At 56.2% G+C, this 18514-nt stretch carries 16 protein-coding genes and 1 pseudogene; 11 read left to right on the top strand and 6 right to left on the bottom strand.

The genetic code is table 11. The features are described 5' to 3' along the window. Nucleotide 1: 1 nt before the first annotated feature. Together RIB87_RS10110 and RIB87_RS10105 are read right to left on the bottom strand one after the other, a co-directional pair. The gene (locus tag RIB87_RS10110) at nt 2–370 is read right to left on the bottom strand and encodes a DUF3489 domain-containing protein (RefSeq protein WP_350146162.1); all 369 of its coding nucleotides are present in this window, start codon (nt 368–370) and stop codon (nt 2–4) included. A 220-nt stretch (nt 371–590) separates the two neighbouring features. Next, nucleotides 591–800 carry a hypothetical protein gene (locus RIB87_RS10105; RefSeq protein WP_350146160.1) on the bottom strand — a complete coding sequence of 70 codons (210 nt, stop codon included), beginning with the start codon at nt 798–800 and terminating at the stop codon, nt 591–593. 342 nt (nt 801–1142) lie between these two features. On the opposite strand from RIB87_RS10105, the pseudogene RIB87_RS10100 reads away from it, so the two are divergent. From RIB87_RS10100 to RIB87_RS10065, 8 genes and pseudogenes are all read left to right on the top strand, one after another. After that, nucleotides 1143–1498 (top strand): annotated as a pseudogene (locus RIB87_RS10100) (transposase); the annotation flags it as partial. A gap of 184 nt (nt 1499–1682) precedes the next feature. Beyond that, on the top strand, nt 1683–1871 hold the full coding sequence (locus tag RIB87_RS10095) for a DUF3008 family protein (RefSeq protein ID WP_350146158.1): 189 nt from the start codon (nt 1683–1685) through the stop codon (nt 1869–1871). Nucleotides 1872–1878: 7 nt separating this feature from the next. Then, a complete protein-coding gene (locus RIB87_RS10090) occupies nt 1879–2715 on the top strand; it encodes an SDR family oxidoreductase (protein WP_350146156.1) in 837 nt (278 codons plus the stop codon). Nucleotides 2716–3235: 520 nt separating this feature from the next. Then, on the top strand, nt 3236–3982 hold the full coding sequence (locus RIB87_RS10085; RefSeq protein ID WP_350146154.1) for a flavodoxin family protein: 747 nt from the start codon (nt 3236–3238) through the stop codon (nt 3980–3982). A 639-nt stretch (nt 3983–4621) separates the two neighbouring features. Continuing rightward, nucleotides 4622–5134 carry an ImuA family protein gene (locus tag RIB87_RS10080; protein WP_350146152.1) on the top strand — a complete coding sequence of 171 codons (513 nt, stop codon included), beginning with the start codon at nt 4622–4624 and terminating at the stop codon, nt 5132–5134. Further along, on the top strand, nt 5028–6578 hold the full coding sequence (locus RIB87_RS10075; RefSeq protein ID WP_350146150.1) for a Y-family DNA polymerase: 1551 nt from the start codon (nt 5028–5030) through the stop codon (nt 6576–6578). The genes RIB87_RS10080 and RIB87_RS10075 overlap by 107 nt, the downstream gene beginning before the upstream one ends. Next, a complete protein-coding gene (locus RIB87_RS10070) occupies nt 6578–9883 on the top strand; it encodes an error-prone DNA polymerase (RefSeq protein WP_350146148.1) in 3306 nt (1101 codons plus the stop codon). The genes RIB87_RS10075 and RIB87_RS10070 overlap by 1 nt, the downstream gene beginning before the upstream one ends. A 295-nt stretch (nt 9884–10178) precedes the next feature. Further along, nucleotides 10179–10895, top strand: a complete 717-nt coding sequence (locus RIB87_RS10065) for a DUF4336 domain-containing protein (RefSeq protein WP_350146146.1) — start codon at nt 10179–10181, stop codon at nt 10893–10895. A 128-nt stretch (nt 10896–11023) separates the two neighbouring features. On the opposite strand, the gene RIB87_RS10060 is transcribed toward RIB87_RS10065, so the two are convergent. Beyond that, nucleotides 11024–11686 carry an HD-GYP domain-containing protein gene (locus RIB87_RS10060; protein WP_350146144.1) on the bottom strand — a complete coding sequence of 221 codons (663 nt, stop codon included), beginning with the start codon at nt 11684–11686 and terminating at the stop codon, nt 11024–11026. A gap of 200 nt (nt 11687–11886) precedes the next feature. On the opposite strand from RIB87_RS10060, the gene RIB87_RS10055 reads away from it, so the two are divergent. Beyond that, nucleotides 11887–12045 (top strand): CoA-binding protein, encoded by a 159-nt coding sequence (locus tag RIB87_RS10055; RefSeq protein WP_350146142.1) that lies wholly within the window; start codon nt 11887–11889, stop codon nt 12043–12045. Nucleotides 12046–12228: 183 nt separating this feature from the next. Here the strand turns inward: RIB87_RS10055 and RIB87_RS10050 are convergent, their stop codons facing one another. Continuing rightward, nucleotides 12229–13440, bottom strand: a complete 1212-nt coding sequence (locus RIB87_RS10050; protein WP_350146140.1) for a PGAP1-like alpha/beta domain-containing protein — start codon at nt 13438–13440, stop codon at nt 12229–12231. 165 nt (nt 13441–13605) lie between these two features. On the opposite strand from RIB87_RS10050, the gene RIB87_RS10045 reads away from it, so the two are divergent. Next, nucleotides 13606–14592: a calcium/sodium antiporter gene (locus RIB87_RS10045; RefSeq protein ID WP_350146138.1), complete on the top strand. Its 987-nt coding sequence runs from the start codon at nt 13606–13608 to the stop codon at nt 14590–14592. Nucleotides 14593–14685: 93 nt separating this feature from the next. Here RIB87_RS10045 and RIB87_RS10040 read toward each other — a convergent pair whose 3' ends face one another. After that, complete coding sequence (locus tag RIB87_RS10040) at nt 14686–15159, bottom strand: thiol-disulfide oxidoreductase DCC family protein (protein WP_350146136.1); 474 nt, start codon at nt 15157–15159, stop codon at nt 14686–14688. A gap of 346 nt (nt 15160–15505) precedes the next feature. On the opposite strand from RIB87_RS10040, the gene RIB87_RS10035 reads away from it, so the two are divergent. Continuing rightward, the gene (locus RIB87_RS10035; protein WP_350146134.1) at nt 15506–16009 is read left to right on the top strand and encodes a CBS domain-containing protein; all 504 of its coding nucleotides are present in this window, start codon (nt 15506–15508) and stop codon (nt 16007–16009) included. 987 nt (nt 16010–16996) lie between these two features. On the opposite strand, the gene RIB87_RS10030 is transcribed toward RIB87_RS10035, so the two are convergent. After that, nucleotides 16997–18478, bottom strand: coding sequence for an NAD-dependent succinate-semialdehyde dehydrogenase (locus RIB87_RS10030; protein WP_350146132.1), 1482 nt, complete (start codon nt 18476–18478; stop codon nt 16997–16999). Nucleotides 18479–18514 lie beyond the last annotated feature (36 nt).

Raw genomic sequence — 18514 nt, 5'->3', positions numbered from 1 at the left:
GCTAGCCCTCCACGATCCGGTAGCGGCGTTCACCGTCGGCATCGCGCTCGGACGTGAGGGCAAGGCCCATACGCTTCTTGATGGTGCCTGACAGAAAGCCGCGGACGCTGTGCGGCTGCCAGCCGGTCGCCTGTTGCAGTTCCGCGAGCGAGGCGCCGTCATTACCGTGGAGAAGACCCACGATCGTACTCGCCTTAGACGGTGTCCGCGATGATGGACGTTTCGAAGCGGCGGTCGTGGATTTACGATTCTTGTGGGTCTTGGGCTGATCCGCCGTGGGCCGCGGCGATTTGGCGTTCACTGCTTTGCGATCGGCGGATGCCTTGGCCTTCGTGCGCGGCTTTCGGGTCGTGTTTCGGGCCTTTGTCATGCTGCGTTCCTTCGGTTGGGCGGGCGCCACCATGGCTCCCACTGCCCGAAGGCCCGCTGACGAAACGTCCCGGGATAGCGCTGAGGGTCGGCTGGGTTCGCGCCTAGACCCGTCGGGGCGACTCATGCTGCGCCGCACGCGGTGTCAGCCCTTGCTACGCCACATGCATGCTTCCTTTGCGCCACAAGTCCAGGCGTTCCATCGGGCCGAGGCGGGCCTATCACCGCCGTCCCGCGGCAGCCAGAACCGATCGGGCGAAGAGGGCGGCATCTTCCGCGTGGTGGACCAGGGTTCGTGCGTGGTCCTCGTAGGCGTTAGGGCCACGGTCAGGTGCCTGCCCTGCGACAGCGGCTGTGTGGGCGTCTTCAAGGCGTTCTGTCGCCAGGACGAAAAGCTGGCGCATCAGTTCATGCCGGTCCGTGGTGTCCATGCCATGGCCCTCTCTCAAGGTTGCTGCATGCACGCTCGACAGGGCGCAGAAGTCCAGTCCCGAATAGCACGACAGACTCCGGCATTGGATGCCGCCGATACCGGCGGCGGAGCCAGCCTTGCCGAAGTTAAATGTCATTGCCTAAGACGGATCGGAATCATCTCCGTGAGAACCTTCGTGGCGCGCAATAATTGCCTCGATCTCCTCATGGCTCTTCTCCTGAAGCTCGGCCTGCTGCAACGCCGCACGGAACTGACTGACTGCTCTGCCCCCTGAAATTTGGACCATTTGTGGTTAGAGTTTTTGGTCTTAGATTTCCTTGGCTGGGCGAGGAAAATTGGCCTGAAGCCATCGACGTTTACGGACGCGCAGAAGGCATTTGTCATCAAGCAGGGTGAGGAAGGGGCGCCGGTGGCGGAGATCTGCCGCAAGGCGGGGATCAGCCAAGCGACCTATTTCAACTGGAAGAAGAAGTACGCTGGCCTGATGCCGTCCGAGATGCGACGGCTGCGGGAGCTGGAAGACGAAAATGGTCGGCTGAAGCGGATTGTTGCGGACCTCTCACTGGACCGCGAGATACTGCAGGACGTTATCAAACGAAAGCTTTAATGCCGGATCGGAAGCGCGAGATGATCGACGCGGTTCGGCAGGACTGGCAAGTGACGATCCGCAGGGCATGTTCAGCTTTGCAGTTCGATTGATCAACTTATCACTGCCGTTACCGTCGCACTGATCTTGTCAACCTTGCCTTAGCGCATAACCCAGATGCGGATTAGGCAGGCTTCGTTGTCTTTTTCAGAATTAGGCGACCTTAGAGGGAACCGATTAGCCACTCTTATTGTTTGTCGTTTGAATGTTCCATCGACGTGAAGGAGCTTGAAGATGCCAGCCAAATCGAAAGCACAGCAGAAAGCGGCAGGGGCAGCCCTCTCAGCAAAGCGTGGTGAAACAAAAGTGTCAGACCTCCAACGTGCCTCCATGGAAATGTATCATTCGATGAGCGAGGAGGAATTGGAGGAGTATGCATCCACCAGCCATGAGGGGTTACCTGAACAGGTGGATGAGGACTGAAAAGGATATGATGATGGAAACGCCGCAAAAGCAACCAGGCGACGAACATCGGATGTCGCCTGAGCCCGACTACATGCCACGGTATCCCGGATCGGGGAGACTACGTGGCAAGACGGCACTGATCACCGGTGGCGACTCCGGCATCGGCCGCGCGACTGCAGTTCTGTTTGCCCGTGAAGGTGCAAACGTCGTGATCGCATATCTTGATGAAGACCGGGACGCGGAAAAAACACTCGAGTTAGTCCGGAATGAGGGAGCCGAAGGATTGGTTCTGCGGGGTGACGTAGGCAACAAATCACTTTGCGTCGAAATTGTTCGGCAGTCTGTTGAGAAGTTCGATGGCCTTGACATCGTTGTCGCGAACGCTGCTGAGCAACACGCTGTGGGAGAATTTGAGGACATCCCTGAGGAACAGATCAAGCAGACCTTTAAAACCAACATCTTTGGCTATTTTTACATTATCCAGGCCGCTCTACCCTATCTCCACGAGGGCGCTTCAATCATCTGTACAACATCAGTTACGGCATATCGCGGCCAAGACTTGTTGATTGACTATGCATCGACGAAAGGTGCCATTCTCGCCCTTGTCCGAGCGCTTGGATCCAAATTTGCGAAAAAGGGGATAAGGGTTAATGGGGTTGCGCCAGGTCCAATCTGGACGCCGCTAATTCCCGCATCTTTTCCGCCAGACAAAGTTGAAGAGTTCGGCCAGCACTCTCCCTTGGGCCGACCGGGTCAGCCGAACGAAGTAGCTCCCTGCTTCTTGTTTTTGGCGTGCGAGGATGGGAGCTACATGACTGGGCAGGTTCTGCACCCTAACGGAGGCGACGCAATTTCCAGTTAATGCCGCTATCTTTTTTCCGTCAGTTTACTAACGATCGTCGCGTCCCATTTGATTACGTTGTGGTGGTCGGACAATGCTGGATATACGGCTACCGTCATCATAATAGTACCGCGCTGAACATGCCCTTGGTTCTTTCTTTCATTTGGTGAAAAGACAGCACTGACCTGAGAACCATTTGGTCCCGCATTTGAATGGAGAGTCTGTCGCAACGAAGACAGACAATGCGCAAGAGCAAATTCACCTAAGAACAGATCATCGCAATCATGGCTGAACAGGAAAGGGGCATGGCGACGGCGGATGTATGCCGACGTCACGGCGAAACGGCTTTCGACAAGCCAGGACAATAAAGCTTTGAGAGACGCGCGTCGCTGAGGCGCCGTCGTAAAATGCCTTGCTATGCGTCATTGAGCCGGAGCAAAGACTTGATCCGTTTGGCTGCTACATGCTGAGCTCGCGGCGGGGCCATAACCTTTCGGATAGAAACTGAGCATAATCTCGAGACTGAACATGGAGATGTCGAATGGACCTGAACGAAAGGCAAATCGCCCTATGCGAGGACAACAAGGCCAGTTTCTCAGACCTGCGGGCCGTGTTCTTCAATTGCACGCTGAAGGGCCCCGGCCAGGCGTCCCACACCTCGCTGCTGATGGGCACATCTGCCGAGATCATGCGTAAGAGTGGTGTTGCCGTGGAAGAGATCCGCATGACCGCCTACAAAGTCGCCTTCGGTGTGCAACCGGACATGCGCGAGCATGGCTGGGGCCATGACGATTGGCCCGATCTGTGGAGCAAGGTGGAGGCGGCGGAAATTCTCGTTGTCGGCACGCCTATCTGGCTGGGTGAACAATCCTCGGTCTGCAGGCTTCTGATCGAGCGCCTTTATGCCATGTCCGGGCTTCTGAACGACAAGGGTCAATCCATCTTCTACGGTAAGACCGGCGGCGCCGTAGTCACCGGCAACGAGGACGGGATCAAGCATGTGGCGATGAACGTTCTCTATTCCCTCTCGCACCTGGGTTGCGCGATTCCGCCGCAGGCCGATTGCGGCTGGATTGGCGAAGCCGGACCCGGCCCAAGCTATGGCGACGACGGCGCAGGGTTTGCCAACGAATTTACGCAACGCAACACGACGATCATGACCTGGAACCTGATGCACATGGCGCGGATGCTGAAGGATGCCGGCGGGTTTTCTAACCATGGGAACAACCGCAAGGCATGGTCGGCGGGATGCCGTTTCGACTTTGAGAATCCCGAACACCGGAGCTAAGGCCGAAGGTAATCTTCACATGATCTGCCCTCTCTGAAGCTCTAGCCCGTTGTGCTGGATGCTTTCGTGGCCGTGACCGGTCCCCACTTAACGCAGCCATGTTGGATTAAACGCGGGCATACTGAAGGGAGCGGTCCGCGCAGTTCGGATCGCTACTTTTTTGGAAACACGCCCGGATTGCATTTCGAACAAACGGCTATCTCTATGAGGCTCTATGCGCAATTTGTTCGGAATGAGCTTGGGATTCCAACAAATCGTGCGGACTCTTAATCAGCGGGTCCAAGGTTCGAATCCTTGTACGCCCACCAAGATTTTCAATGAAATCGATTGTTCTGGTGTTCGTTGACGGTTGAGTTCCGTCATTCTGATTTCCAAGCTTGGGCTTGAGATACCACCTTGAATGATCGAGCGGCCCTGAATCTGCGTTTGCGGCATTGCAGATATTGTGTTTTTGATAATAGAACATATCATGAACATATGAGATTGCATCCACGACTTACAAAACACGATCCGGCGCGCCTGACAGGGCTTTGTGAGGTTTTCTGCGATCACCATGACGCCGCTGGTGCGGGTTTTGTGTTGGCTCGGCTGATGCAAACGGCCAGCCCCCAACGGCCTGTGATGTGGGTGCAGGACGCCATGTCTGCCCGTGAAACGGGTGTGCCGTCGATACGGGGGCTTGAGGGCTGGGGCGTGCCAGACGGGATGATCCGTGTGTGCGTTCGTAATGCCGCCGATCTGTTGTGGGTGGTGGAGGAGGGATTGAGATGTTCCGCTTTGTCGGCTGTGGTTGCAGAGGTCTGGGGCACGCCCGGTGCGCTCAGTTTTACAGCCACCAAACGGCTTGTGTTGAGCGCGGCATCCAGCGGTGTGCCCGCCTACCTGCTGCGGGTTTCTGCCAGTCCTTCGCTCTCTGCCGCTCACGAACGCTGGCGGGTTTCGTCCCTTCCCTCAGCGCCGCATCCCCACGACCTCAAAGCCCCCGGAGACCCGCGCTGGTCGCTCGATCTTTTTCGGGCACGCTGGCAGCAGCGGGGCATGTGGCATGCGCAGTATGACAGAACGGCGCATCGCCTCGATCTGGTTGCCAAGACTGGCAATGGAGCGCTGGACCCGGCAACACCGGCACGCGGGTACTCTGCCGCCCAGTGACACGCCTTTGGTGTTGGCACGTGAGGGAACACACGGGCCGGTCATTCACGCCGTGAGCCATGCGGCCCGCAAAGGCGGCGTGCAGCACGGTGCGCGCGTGGTGGATGCCCGTGCCATATGCCCGGCCCTCATTGTTGAGCAGGCCGACCTTGCAGGTGATGCGGCATATCTTGACCGGCTTGCCTTGTGGTGTCGGCGCTGGTGCCCGTGGAGTGCGGCTGACGGTCCTGACGGAATTGTGCTCGACATAACCGGCTCTGCCCATTTGTGGGGCGGTGAGGCGGCAATGCTTACCACCATCGAGGCTGCATTCGCGCGGCTGGGCCATCAGCCCCGTCTGGCTATCGCGCCGACGCATGGTGCGGCCTGGGCACTGGCGCATTATGGCGGTGGACGTCGGATGATCTGCGAACCTGAGCATGTCAGCGCTGTTCTTGCCCGACTGCCGGTGGGTGCTTTGCGTCTCAACACTGATGAAACAGTGCTGCTGCGGCGGCTTGGGCTTAAGACAATCGGCGCACTGGAAGGTGTGCCACGGGTGGCGCTGGCGCGGCGTTTCGCTAAGAACCGCCGGATGCTTGAAACACCGCTTATGCGGCTGGATCAAGCTTTTGGCATTCAGCCTGAACCCGTGCTCAGCCCTGCGCCGCCCCATCGTTTCCGCAGCGTTGTTTCTCTGCCTGACCCGATACCTGATCCCACGCCGCATTTGCCGGAGCTTGCAGACACGCTGTGCGCTGATATGGCCGCGCAGGGGTTTGGGGCGCGGCGGCTGCGCCTTGAAGCGTTTCGCAGCGATGGAGATGTCAGCATCGTTGAGGCGGCCACCGCGCGCCCGACACGGGCACCAGCCCATATTCTGAGACTGTTCCAGACGCGGCTTGAGACCCTCAACCCGGGCTTTGGTTTTGACGTTCTGGCACTGGAGGCAACAGTTGCTGAGCCATTGGCCGCTGCGCAGGTCAGGCTTGATGGTGATGAAGAAGCCGACGTGGCGCTTGCCTGCCTGATGGACCGGCTGGCAAGCCGCCTGGGCAGTGACGCGGTTTTGCGCCCGCGCCCCATACAAAGCCACGTGCCGGAACGTGCCGAGCGTTGGGTGCCTGCCCTGAACAACACCGGCGGGACAGATCATTCCCTTTTGCGGCACGAGCGACCTATCAAACTGCTGCCAGTGCCCGAACAGGTTCGGGTGATCTATGCCGTGCCTGAAGGTCCGCCTGCGCAGTTTGTGTGGAGGAGGCTGACCCACAGGGTTGTGCGATATGAAGGCCCCGAACGTATCGCCCCTGAGTGGTGGCGGTCACGGGCTGGTACGCGGCTGCGGGACTATTACCGCGTGGAAGATGATAGCGGACGCCGCTACTGGCTGTTTCGTGAGGGCGTATTGCACGACGGACGCGGCGGCGAACCAAACTGGTTCGTGCACGGATTGTTTGCGTGATGCCCGACAAACCGCTTACACCTGACCGCCGCAGGCTCACACAGGATGCTGACTTCCACCACAATGAGAAAAGCCCGTTCGTCGAGCTTGGGGTTACATCCTGCTTTTCATTTCTGCATGGCGCGTCAGATGCGGTTGATCTGGTGCGTACGGCTTCAACGCTTGGATATGATGCGCTGGGCATTGCTGACCACAACACACTGGCCGGTGTTGTACGCATCCACAGTGAGGCGCGGACCGCCAAGCTGAAGCCTGTTATCGGGTGCCGGGTGGTGCTGGACGATGGGCAGGCGTTTCTTGTCTATCCCACTGACCGGGAAGCCTATGGGCGGCTATGCACGATGCTCTCAAAGGGCAAGATGACAACCGGCGATGGAGAATGGCAGGCCAAGGGCGCATGTGATCTTTCGCTCGATGATCTTGCACTGCATCAAGACGGGCTGATCGTAATTGCACTGCCCGGAAACGATCTTGCGTCCTTTGGTGCACAGCTTCCCGCGCTGGTAAATGCCCTGCCCGCGATGAGCCACATCGCTGCCAGTTTCTTGTATCGGGGTGATGACCGGGCTCGCATCACCCGGCTTGACCGGATGGCTCAGGCGCATCGGCTCAACCTGCTGGCCACCAATGACGTGCACTATCACGCCCCTGACCGCCGCCCCCTGCAGGATGTGATGACATGCATCCGCGAGAAAACCACAATTACCCATGCAGGGTTTCTGCTGCATGCCAATGCCGAGCGGCACCTTAAAAGCCCGGCTGAAATGGTGCGTCTGTTCGCTGAATGGCCGCATGCGATTTCCGCAAGCCGTGAGATCGCCGATGCCTGCCGGTTCTCACTTGATGAACTGCGCTACGAATACCCGGAAGAAACGGTGCCCGGTGGCAAGACTGCCGATGAGTGGCTGGCTGACCTTACATGGGCGGGCACAACCCGGCGCTATCCGCAGGGAACGCCACAGCGTGTGTCTGCAACGATTTGCAAAGAACTGGCGCTGATCGCAAAGATGGGGATTGCGCGCTATTTCCTGACCATCCACGACATTGTCGAGCATACGCGCGCACTGGGTATTTTGTGCCAGGGGCGCGGGTCGGCTGCCAACAGCGCGGTCTGCTTTTGTCTGGGCATCACATCTGTTGATCCGGCAAAGCATGATCTGCTGTTTGAGCGTTTTATCTCTGAAGAACGCCGCGAGCCGCCGGATATCGATGTTGATTTCGAGCACGAGCGGCGCGAGGAGGTTATCCAGCATATCTACAAAAAATACGGACGCACCCGCGCCGGGCTGTGCGCCACTGTTGTGCATTACCGCCCCAGAATGGCTATCCGCGAGGTGGGCAAGGTGATGGGGCTCAGTGAGGACATTACATCCGCACTGGCAAAAACCGTTTGGGGGTCTTGGGGATCATCCGTTGACGAAGCAAGTACAGATGAGGCGGGCCTGGACCTTGCTGATCCGTATTTACGCCGCACAATCGCGATTGCCGATCAACTTATCGGTATGCCCCGTCATCTCAGCCAGCATGTGGGTGGGTTCATTCTGACCGAAAAACCGCTTACGCAAACTGTGCCCATCGGTAACGGCGCAATGGCGGACCGCAGTTTTATTGAATGGGACAAGGACGACATCGACGCATTGGGCATCTTGAAGATCGATGTGCTTGCGCTGGGCATGCTCACCTGCATCCGCAAATGCTTCACACTGATTGAAGCTCATTATGGACGCGTGCTTACGCTTGCCACTGTGCCCCCGGAAGACCCTGCCGTTTACGACATGCTGTGCAAGGGAGACTCGGTAGGTGTCTTTCAGGTGGAGAGCCGCGCCCAGATGAACATGCTGCCCCGCCTCAAACCCCGAACGTTTTACGACCTGGTCATTGAGGTTGCCATCGTGCGGCCCGGACCCATTCAGGGCGATATGGTGCACCCCTATCTGCGCCGCCGACAGGGCAGGGAGAAAGTTGAATACCCATCGCCTGGTGCACGGTTTGGCCCACCTGATGAGCTTGAGCGAATCCTCAGCCGCACACTGGGCGTGCCGATCTTTCAGGAACAGGCGATGAAGATTGCGATGGTCGCAGCGCAGTTTTCGCCCACCGAAGCCAACCAGCTGCGCAAGGCAATGGCCACCTTCCGCGCCAAAGGCATGGTCTCGGCCCATAAAGAAAAAATGGTGAGCCGCATGGTTGGGCGCGGGTACGACAAGGCTTATGCCGAGCGGTGCTTCAGCCAGATTGAAGGCTTTGGCGAGTATGGATTTCCTGAAAGCCATGCCGCGAGCTTCGCGCTGCTTGTGTATGTGTCGAGCTGGCTGAAATGCCATTACCCGGCAGCGTTCGCATGCGGGCTGCTTAATTCACAACCGATGGGCTTTTATGCTCCCGCCCAAATCGTGCGCGATGCGCGTGAGCACGGCGTAACGGTGCTGGCCCCCGACATCAATATGAGTGATTGGGATAATAGCCTGGAACCAACAGCGGCGGGTGACTATGCCCTGCGTCTTGGTTTGCGACAGGTAACCGGTCTGGCCAAAGAAGATGCCGCCCGTCTCATGGCGTGTCGTGATGCGCCTTATGAAACGGTTGAGGCATTGCGAAGCTGTGCACGCATCAGTGCGCGAGGCATAGAAATACTTGCGGCCGCTGATGCGTTCCGCTCCATTGGACTGGACCGCCGTCAGGCCTTGTGGGATGCCCGCGCCATCAAGGAGGGGCCGGAGCTGCCGCTGTTCACATATGCCGATGCACCTGACAGTGGAGCTGACGTGCCGGTACTTTTGCCCGCCATGCCGTTAAGTGAACATGTGGTGGCTGATTATCAAACTGTGCGTCTTTCCCTCAAATCCCACCCCATGACCTTCCTGCGTGACACCTACGAAGCGCAGGGGTTTACAAAAACCACTGACCTCAGGGCAAAGGGGGACGGCGCGCGTGTTTCAATTTCCGGCATCGTGCTCATTCGTCAACGTCCCGGAAGTGCCAAAGGCGTTGTTTTCGTTACCCTGGAAGATGAAAGCGGCACCGCCAATCTGGTTGTCTGGCCGAAGACGCTCACTTTGTTCCGCAAGGTTGTGATGGGCGCACGGTTGATGGCAGTGCACGGTAAACTGCAGATGGATGATGATGTCATCCATGTCGTGGTGCACTCGATGGAAGATCACACTGCGGAACTGGGGCGGCTCTCCGACAGTATTTTCACAAGCGACGTGGCTCATGCCGACGAAGTGAAAAAACCCATTCCATTAAGAAATGGCGGGCACCCCCGCAACGCAACCATCATCCCCAAATCGCGCGATTTTCATTAGCAAACAGTTTCGGATGCAGCAGTTTTTAAAGTGAAGTCCTGTTTACCAGAGGCCATCGCGGCTTGGACCGTAATGTTCCGAACGAACAACTATCACTTAAGATCTCTGTGAGCCTCTATGCATGCCTTGTTCGGAACAAACCCAAGATGCTCCCAAATCACAGGACGCTTAATCAGTGAGCCCAAGGTTCCAATGCTTGTGCGCCCAACATACGAATCCCTTTGAACGCAGACATGTTGGATGAAACGTTGGCCTATTTGTTGATGCGCACGTCACAGAGCGGGGAGTTCGGGTAATGGAAATTCGACAGCAATTTGGGCCAGAAATCTGGACGATGGATGGCGACAGTGTCCGCATGTTTGGAATTGTGCCCTTCACAACAAGAATGACGGTAGTTCGCCTGGAGTCTGGAGGCTTGTGGATCCATTCTCCTATTGCGCCAACGCAAGAGCGACTGCACTTCGTCAACGAGTTAGGTCCTGTCGGACACCTAGTTGCCCCCAACAAGATCCATAGCCGTGGTATCGAACCGTGGAAGGCTCACTATCCTTCTGCAAAGGTCTGGGCGTCGCCTGGCTTTTCTATGCGGCACCCAAACATCGCTATCGATGAGGTGCTGAAAAACGGCGTCGAAACCGATTGGAGCGGCGAGATCAGTCACTGCGTAGTTGATGGACATGCCGTTCTTGACGAGGTGGTGTTTCTGCACAAGCCCTCCAGGACGCTAATCATCACGGACTTTATCCAAAAGCATGAGGCCGCCAGAGAGTCTTGGTTTTGGCGCGGCGTGAAGAGCGTGGCTGGTATCTTAGGCAACGGCGGAGGCGTTCCGCTGGATGTAAAGCTAAGCATTCGAGACAAGGCTGCGTTTCGGAGGAGCATTGGCACCATTCTCAAATGGGATTTTGAGAACCTCGTCCTAGCGCACGGACAATGTTTGCGGGGCGGAGCGAAAAAAGACGTGAGCCTCTCTTTCAGCTGGATAATGAAGAGCTCGAGTCTCGAAGAGTAGGCTGCAAGCCATCGTTGCTCTGCAACTGCTCTGCCCCCTGACTGGATGAACGTTGGGGCTCAGGTGAGAGGGTATCCGGTCACTTAACAAAAAAAGCGACCCAAGCTGGGAGGATCGTTAGACGAGAGCTAGAGAAAAGCCTGACTGGTATTACGCGCCACCTTACGCGCCTGACCAGCTGCGTAGATGGATTCGAGCTCCTCTGCATGCTCTAAAAACGCGCGCAGTACTTTGTCATCAAACATGCAAGGCGAGATACGGCTATCGCCTTCCTCAAGCAGATGACACGCAATCTTGTGGCTCATGCCCTTTTTGTACGACCGCGTATCTCTCAGAGCATCATAAACGTCGCACACGGTGACAATCCGTGCCGCCAAACTGATTTCATATCCGCTCAGACCATGCGGATAGCCTGAGCCGTTTATGTATTCATGATGTTCCAAGGCAATCGGTGCAGCGAGCCTCATCAGCAGATTTTGTGTTGCCTGCAAAATCTGAGCACCCGCCTGCGAATGAACATGCATGATACGCTGTTCAGCTACTGTCAGAGGTGCCGACTTATGAAGTATCGACGATGGCACCGCCAGTTTGCCAATGTCGTGCAGGCGGGCGGCGTAGCCAAGGGCCAACGCATCATCTTTCGGTAAACCCAAAACCAAGCCCAGATGAGATGACAACTCACCAACGGCAAGTTCATGGTCTGCTGTATGGCGATCCGACGCATCCTGCGCGCTGTGGACGCAGTCCACAGCATCAAGCTCTATTGCATTCATAATCCCGGTGACAGCCAACTGGCATCCTCCTGACCTCAAATACTCTATCAAGCAAACTATTTAGTGGCTGTTACCAATACTTGTATAGGGATTGTGGCCAATAGAGGGTAACACTCGGAGAACAAATGAAGCGCAGATTTAGACCGCCGAAAAGGCGTTCTGGACGCAGCAATACAATGCAGTGTTATTGTGCTGGTTATTCGCAGCTTGACACTTAGATGAGAATTTATTCAGACAACGCCCTACGCGCGATCTTTGACACCACAGAAACCATTGCCCTTGTGGGTGCGAGCGATAAACCTCGCCGCGCCAGCAATTCGGTTGTCGCGTATTTGCTGGCTGCATCACGGAGGCTCGTCACCCTCGGAGCAGCATGAGGTTTACTGGATCCGTGGGCGAAGGTGCGATCACAGTGCTCTGAGAAGGCCCGCGCTGCGGTCATGTCAAATCTTGCCTGACCTGAAATCCATTTGGTTTACGGGTGCACTTGTCGAGAGGTGTTGGGGCGCTGTGCCGAACTAGCCAACTGTGGCGCACACCCAACTGTCGGCCGCGCTGTCTTAGTCGCGCCGCAACCAGTCGGCTATCTGCCGATAAACAGCTGCATCATTCAGCAAATCTAAGTGGTTCAAGCCCATGCCGACCCACGTGTTCTCCTCTGAAAACCCGAGGTCTCGGTTCGGATGATGGCTCTTACCCAGCGCGCTTGCCACGGGTACAAGGCCGTCGCCGATAGTCTCGTCAAGCCAAGGTCGTGACCTCTCGTTCAAAGACGCCGCCACAGCGAAACAATTGATACTCTTTGGAAGCGGCACGGTTTCGGGCAATGCAGTTCGTTTTGTAAAACGATTTACATCCCTCCAATCGTCCTCCAGTAAACTCCCATTACTAAGGTCTGTGATGCCCGCGCTTCGGACATTGCCAATTCCAGCGATAGGGCTTGAATAGGGGCTCTTGTCCAGAAGGTTCAGCAGCCAGTTGCCACCTCGCTCCAGCGGCGCGCCGTGATGTGGTGTGCCGAGGAAAACGACAGAACGCAGAAGGTTAGGCCAAGACTTTCGGTCAAGAAACGCATGATGAATAGCGCTTCTTGCCACCAGACCACCCATGCTATGGGCCAGAATTATTACGTCCTCGAGCGGTTCTGGCCACTCTTCAACCAGACTCTCAATCTGGTGGGCCAACTCCTGACCGTTCTGTGAAATATGTCGGCCAGAATTGTATCTCAGATAGACGGGTACGAGGCCCAGTTCCTCGCTTAGAACGGTCCCATGGTCATGCCCCTGTCGCAGCCAGGCCAAGTCACTCATGCACAGGCCGTGAATCAGGATAAGCAACCTGTTCTTGGAGGTTGCAGCGTTGTTTCGTGCTGGGCCGCCATCGGTACCAATTGGCCGCCCCTGCGACCTGAATTCCATCTTGAGAGCGAGAGGGTTGCGCCTTGCCTGCAGGTGATCGCCGCATACACCGTTCAACGCAGATATGAATCCGTCAGTTAGCCAATTTGGGTCGGCAGGCGCTACAGCATGTTCCAGAGTCCTGAGCGCCTGTTCAATGGTAAACCCTGTTGCCTGAATCGTGCCCCTAACACAGCCATATACGAATCCCGCAATGCCTCTGGCATTGCGTGGGGGGCTGTGGCCCAAGGGAGGAGAAACTGCAGCAATATTCGCGTGCATCTTCTCCACGACATTGACCACGGCAAGGGCACCATCTGCAGTGAGCTGGGAAGCGCCTAGCGTAGAATGCAAATTTGCAAGGGCGTTTTTCATTGGCGAAACAGACACCTCTATTGATAGCTCAGTCTATAGTGAATGGTGTAGTTATCCAAAGGCTACTGACATGAGGCGTACAAGGTTCACGGAAGAGCAGAAGGCGCTTGTCACCTAGCCTTAGTGTGAAAAGTTGACCTCGAATTATCTGCAATAGGAACGCGAATGTTTGACACATGGCTGCCACTTTTTGGGGGGCTTGCTTTGCTTGTCGTCGGCGGAGACCTTCTCGTGCGCGGTGCCGTACAGATCGCGAGCAGATTCGGGGTGTCGCCGCTGATCGTTGGTCTCACGCTCGTTGGCTTCGGAACGTCCACACCAGAGCTGGTGACGTCGGTTCAGGCCGCACGTATTGGGGCGCCCGGTATCGCGTTCGGCAATATTGTAGGATCGAATATTGCCAATGTACTCTTGATCGTCGGCGCATCCGCAATCCTATATCCGATTGTCGTCACATCCTCGGCTCTCAAACGCGATGGGGTGGTGATGGTTGCAGTCTCAGCCGCCTTTGCTGCACTTTCGACCGTCATGGAGATGGGGCGATGGCTCGGAGCGATCTTCATCCTCGCCTTGATTTTCTACGTCTACACAGCATTCAGGCAGGAGCGTCAGGTTCAGCGCGCCGTGGATCACGGTGCGGTCTATGATAAGGCTACCGCTCTTCAGGCCGCTGACCCAGGCACAGCAATAGCTGCCAACAAGACGCAATCTATCCTCTTGCCAATCATGATCGCGGTCGCTGGGTTGGTGCTTCTTGTGGCCGGGGGCACTTTCCTCGTGGACGGAGCTGTCACGGTCGCCCAGTCCTTCGGGATCTCTGAGACGGTCATCGGCCTGACTATTGTCGCAGTTGGAACGTCTCTCCCGGAATTCGTGACGTCCGTCCTCGCTGCAGTCCGTCGTCTGGGCGACGTTGCTTTTGGTAACATCGTAGGCTCGAACATCTATAATATTCTCGGCATTGGCGGTGCCACTGCCTTAATTGCGCCTAGCGCGGTTCCTTCGGAGATACTGAACTTCGACAACTTGGTGATGATCGGAGTATCAGCACTTCTGATTGCTTTCGCTTGGACCGGCCTCAAGATCGCTCGATGGGAGGGAGGGGCGCTTCTGCTCGGTTACATGGCTTACGTCTTCGTTATCTGGCCTTGAGTTGATGCTGTTCATTGAGCGGGCAACTCAAATGGTTACCTCACAGAGGGTTTCGTCATCTGGGCTCAACAATGTTTACAGGTAGCTTTTGGACTAGGGTGGATTGTTTCGAGATTGATGTGAGCGCGCCCCCAACTTGGCTGCAAGTGAAGACAGAAACGGCCTCAGCGGAAGAAAAGCGCGATAGGCAATCTCAAGAAGAAACATGACACCGGGCAAACTTGTAGCGCTGGCGGCCCATCGCCATCCTGATACTCGGTTCCATATGGCTGCGAATGCTCGAGCCCCCGAAACCAGTTCACCATTCGGCAAGCGGACATGAAGCCGCTTCATTGCCTCTGCAGAAGATAGGTCTGCTCCAATGTCGTTTTGGCCTCCTGCCACATCTACCAGTGTTAGGCTTTCGCCGCCGCCAAGCCGACTGTAGTGGCTGATCTCGAGGGTACACAGGGGACATGACCCGTCGAAGAAGACGGTAATGCCATCGTCGCGGACCTGTTCTACCGGGCATTCAGCATGCCGCTGGTTCTCAGGCGAACTGACACGACTCGCCGATGTTTCTTGCATCGCTTTCCCTCCTGGTCCTCGACACCTTACGTTGCCAGCCAACAGGCGGATGAGCGGCGCGGCGTTCTGTCGCTCGCCCTCTCGCCGCGTACAGCTGTGTTGACTGCTACGGCTTTATGCAAGCTGCTCCGCTGAATGGTCCGTGTGCGGGAGTTGGAAGAAAGTCAGAGCGCCTGAAGATTTCGTGTTTGGGGGCTTGGGCCAACACGCGGATTTTGACCTCGATTGAGAACCAGAGAAGAAAGGCGCTGGTGTTGGGAGAGCCAAGGTGTAGTCCAAATTCATCCCGTGTCCGTACAATTTATGTAGTTGCAATCAGCAAGACCCTTAGATCGGGAGAAGCCGCGTGAAAATCAAAGAGCGAGCGGAATACGCATCAAAACCCAAGCCGTTAATCGGTCCGCCAGACCAAGATGTTCTCTCTGCGGTCAAAGCAATGAGCGCGAAGAATTTTGGATCAATCGTGGTGGTCAACCCTGATCACACCGTCGCGGGATTGGTCACAGAAAGAGACATATACCGTCGTCTAGTCGCGGAGGGTCGTGATGCAGCGACGACGAAACTCTCCGACATTATGACAACGAGCATTCGGGTCGCGAGCGAAGATGACGAATTGCTCGATTGGCTGCGCATCATGTCAAACGAGCGGTTCCGACGGCTTCCAATCACAGATAAAGACGGAAAACTTGTCGCCATGATGAGCCAAGGAGATTTTGTTTCATATACTTGGCCAGAGCTAATGACCCAAGCCACGACACTTGCACGATCGGGCTTGAAGGATGCGTATTACCCTATACTGATCGCATTGGGTATTGGCCTTTATACAATCGCTATCACTCTAATTCTGTGAGAATGGCCCAACGTTTTAATGACATCTGCTCCTCCTTCCGCGCTTAATGACCTGAGAACCTCCGGTCCCTCAGTTATTTCGAGAGTCTGCCCATTTCATAATTGATGTTTTGCAGCGTCGCGAGCGCGTCGGGAGCGGAGCCCCCAATACGCTCGAGCGACCGGCGTGCTGCGGGCGAAAGTGAGACTGTCTGGGACGTTATACTTTCGGGAATTATCAGGCGGCCGGGCGTTTAAGCCTTCGATGCAACCATTCCGCTAAGGCGTTTCCGTCACGACTCCGCAGAGTTTGAATTTGCGTAAGGCTGCTCGCTGATACCCCTATTGTTTTCCCAGTTCCTAAATCGAAAATTCCCTGTTCCATGTTTGCCGAAGTTATGAGAAACGGCTGATGCCAAGCCATTTTTGTGCTCTTTGTGCCCCAGCCCGCAGGCAAAATGACGAAATTTCCCTGCAAATTCCCGTTTAACAGGGAATTTGTGGAGGAGACCGGTTCTCGTTCTTGGCTCTGCACAGCCAGCCATCCAAGTGGTCGTCTTAACAGGTATGAAAATTTGTGTTTTGTCCGAAACTACAATCGGATAGCAGGCAAATGGTCAGTATAGAGACAATTTGGTGGCACTTTTTGCTGCCGAGATTGTCCAATAGTCCCGAGAATCTCCGCTAGGTGTTTTGAGACATCCAAATTTCCAAGAAATTTGGTGTAGAGACTAGTTCGAGAGTGGCTGAGACTGTTTCGAGCCCCGGCTGCATAGTCATTCCTTTGGAGGCGGCGCGCGAGACAGATAGTTGCCATCGGTCATAGGTCGGCTTGTTCTTGATACCTAGGCAGATGTAATGGGCTTTAGGGGGAAAACGCACAGCAATGCGTATTCTGGGCCGCCTTGGAAGGTCTTACTAGCTAAACAATCAACTCAATCAATCCCGTCGGCGCTGACGGGCAACATCCTTCCATAAGGGAAAAACTCTAATCGAACTTGGCGGGAAATCAGGGGGCCACGTCATAGGCGTTCAAGTCGCCCATGCAGACATACTTCATCTCAAGATAGTCATCGAGGCCGTATTTAGATCCTTCGCGCCCCTGACCGGATTCCTTTACACCACCGAAGGGGATGACATCGGATGTGATTGCCGTTTCGTTGACGCCGACCATGCCGTATTCGATGCCTTCCGCGACGCGCCACACGCGACCGATGTCACGAGTGTATACGTAGGACGCGAGACCAAACTCGGTATCGTTGGCAAGGGCAATGGCCTCTGCTTCTGTCTCGAACTTGAAGATCGGGGCAACGGGACCGAATATTTCCTCGCGTGCCAGCCGCATGGTCTGATTGACATCGGTGAGAACTGTTGGCTCAAAGAAGCAGCCACCAAGAGTGCTGTGAACGCCGCCGATCTTTATCGTCGCCCCCTTGGCAACGGCGTCCTCAACAAGGGCTGTCACGTCTGCCACTGCCTTTGGATTGATGAGCGGGCCGTGAGTGCTTTCCTTGTCGCGCCCGTTGCCAAGACGGTAGTCGCCGACGGTCTCAACCAGTTTTTCAACGAAGGCGTCATAGATGCCCGCCTGTACAAGAATGCGGTTGGCGCAGATGCAGGTCTGGCCGGAGTTGCGGAACTTGGAGCCGGCAGCACCTGCCACAGCTTTTTCAAGATTGGCGTCGTCAAAGACGATGACCGGGGCATTGCCGCCAAGTTCCATTGATGTGCGCTTCACGGTATCGGCGCATTGCTTCATCAGCATTTTGCCAACCGGTGTGGAGCCGGTGAAGGACAGCTTTTTGACTATTGGGTTCTGCGTCATCTCATCGCCCACGTCTTTGGCATGACCTGTCGGCACGATATTGAGAAGACCAGCAGGCAGACCGGCACGCTGCGCCAGTTCGGCAATCGCCAGTGCTGACAAGGGCGTTTCCGCGGCAGGCTTGATGACGATGGCGCACCCGACAGCCAATGCAGGCGCTGCCTTGCGGGTAATCATGGCAGTGGGAAAGTTCCACGGTGTGATGGCTGCGACCACGCCGACGGGCTGCTTGAGGACCAACGCCCGACGATCTGTCTGGGGCGCTGGAATGATGTCGCCGTAAACGCGTTTGCCTTCCTCAGCAAACCACTCGATGAAAGATGCGGCATAGGCAATCTCGCCACGCGATTCAGCGAGCACCTTGCCCTGCTCGGCAGTCATGATGAGCGCCAGGTCTTCCTGATTTTCCATGATGAGATCAAACCAGCGCTTTAGCACTGCTGACCGTTCGCGGGCGGGCAGGGCCTGCCATGCGGGCATCGCCTTTTGGGCAGCAGCTATTGCCTGGCGCGTGTCGTGGGCGTCCAGGCTTTCAACTTCGGCAATGCGCTGACTGGTCGCAGGATTGCGGACTGCAAATCTTTCCTGCCGCGCGCTGTTGATCCACTTGCCATCGACGAACCCTTTGCACTTCAAAAGGGAGCTGTCCGAGAGATCGCGTAGCATCGGCTGTGTCCTGATAATATGGTCCGGGAGGACGGG

The sequence above is a fragment of the Pyruvatibacter sp. genome, assembly GCF_040219635.1.
Taxonomy (GTDB): domain Bacteria; phylum Pseudomonadota; class Alphaproteobacteria; order CGMCC-115125; family CGMCC-115125; genus Pyruvatibacter.
The sequence above is the reverse complement of the archived record's forward strand: the minus strand, read 5'-3'. Positions and strand labels throughout refer to the sequence as shown.

Coding starts and splice junctions, on each gene's coding strand:
- RIB87_RS10110 (WP_350146162.1), bottom strand. CDS start 370: ATGACAAAGGCCCGAAACACGACCCGAAAGCCGCGCACGAAGGCCAAG.
- RIB87_RS10105 (WP_350146160.1), bottom strand. CDS start 800: ATGGACACCACGGACCGGCATGAACTGATGCGCCAGCTTTTCGTCCTG.
- RIB87_RS10095 (WP_350146158.1), top strand. CDS start 1,683: ATGCCAGCCAAATCGAAAGCACAGCAGAAAGCGGCAGGGGCAGCCCTC.
- RIB87_RS10090 (WP_350146156.1), top strand. CDS start 1,879: ATGATGATGGAAACGCCGCAAAAGCAACCAGGCGACGAACATCGGATG.
- RIB87_RS10085 (WP_350146154.1), top strand. CDS start 3,236: ATGGACCTGAACGAAAGGCAAATCGCCCTATGCGAGGACAACAAGGCC.
- RIB87_RS10080 (WP_350146152.1), top strand. CDS start 4,622: ATGTCTGCCCGTGAAACGGGTGTGCCGTCGATACGGGGGCTTGAGGGC.
- RIB87_RS10075 (WP_350146150.1), top strand. CDS start 5,028: ATGCGCAGTATGACAGAACGGCGCATCGCCTCGATCTGGTTGCCAAGA.
- RIB87_RS10070 (WP_350146148.1), top strand. CDS start 6,578: ATGCCCGACAAACCGCTTACACCTGACCGCCGCAGGCTCACACAGGAT.
- RIB87_RS10065 (WP_350146146.1), top strand. CDS start 10,179: ATGGAAATTCGACAGCAATTTGGGCCAGAAATCTGGACGATGGATGGC.
- RIB87_RS10055 (WP_350146142.1), top strand. CDS start 11,887: ATGAGAATTTATTCAGACAACGCCCTACGCGCGATCTTTGACACCACA.
- RIB87_RS10050 (WP_350146140.1), bottom strand. CDS start 13,440: ATGAAAAACGCCCTTGCAAATTTGCATTCTACGCTAGGCGCTTCCCAG.
- RIB87_RS10045 (WP_350146138.1), top strand. CDS start 13,606: ATGTTTGACACATGGCTGCCACTTTTTGGGGGGCTTGCTTTGCTTGTC.
- RIB87_RS10040 (WP_350146136.1), bottom strand. CDS start 15,159: ATGCAAGAAACATCGGCGAGTCGTGTCAGTTCGCCTGAGAACCAGCGG.
- RIB87_RS10030 (WP_350146132.1), bottom strand. CDS start 18,478: ATGCTACGCGATCTCTCGGACAGCTCCCTTTTGAAGTGCAAAGGGTTC.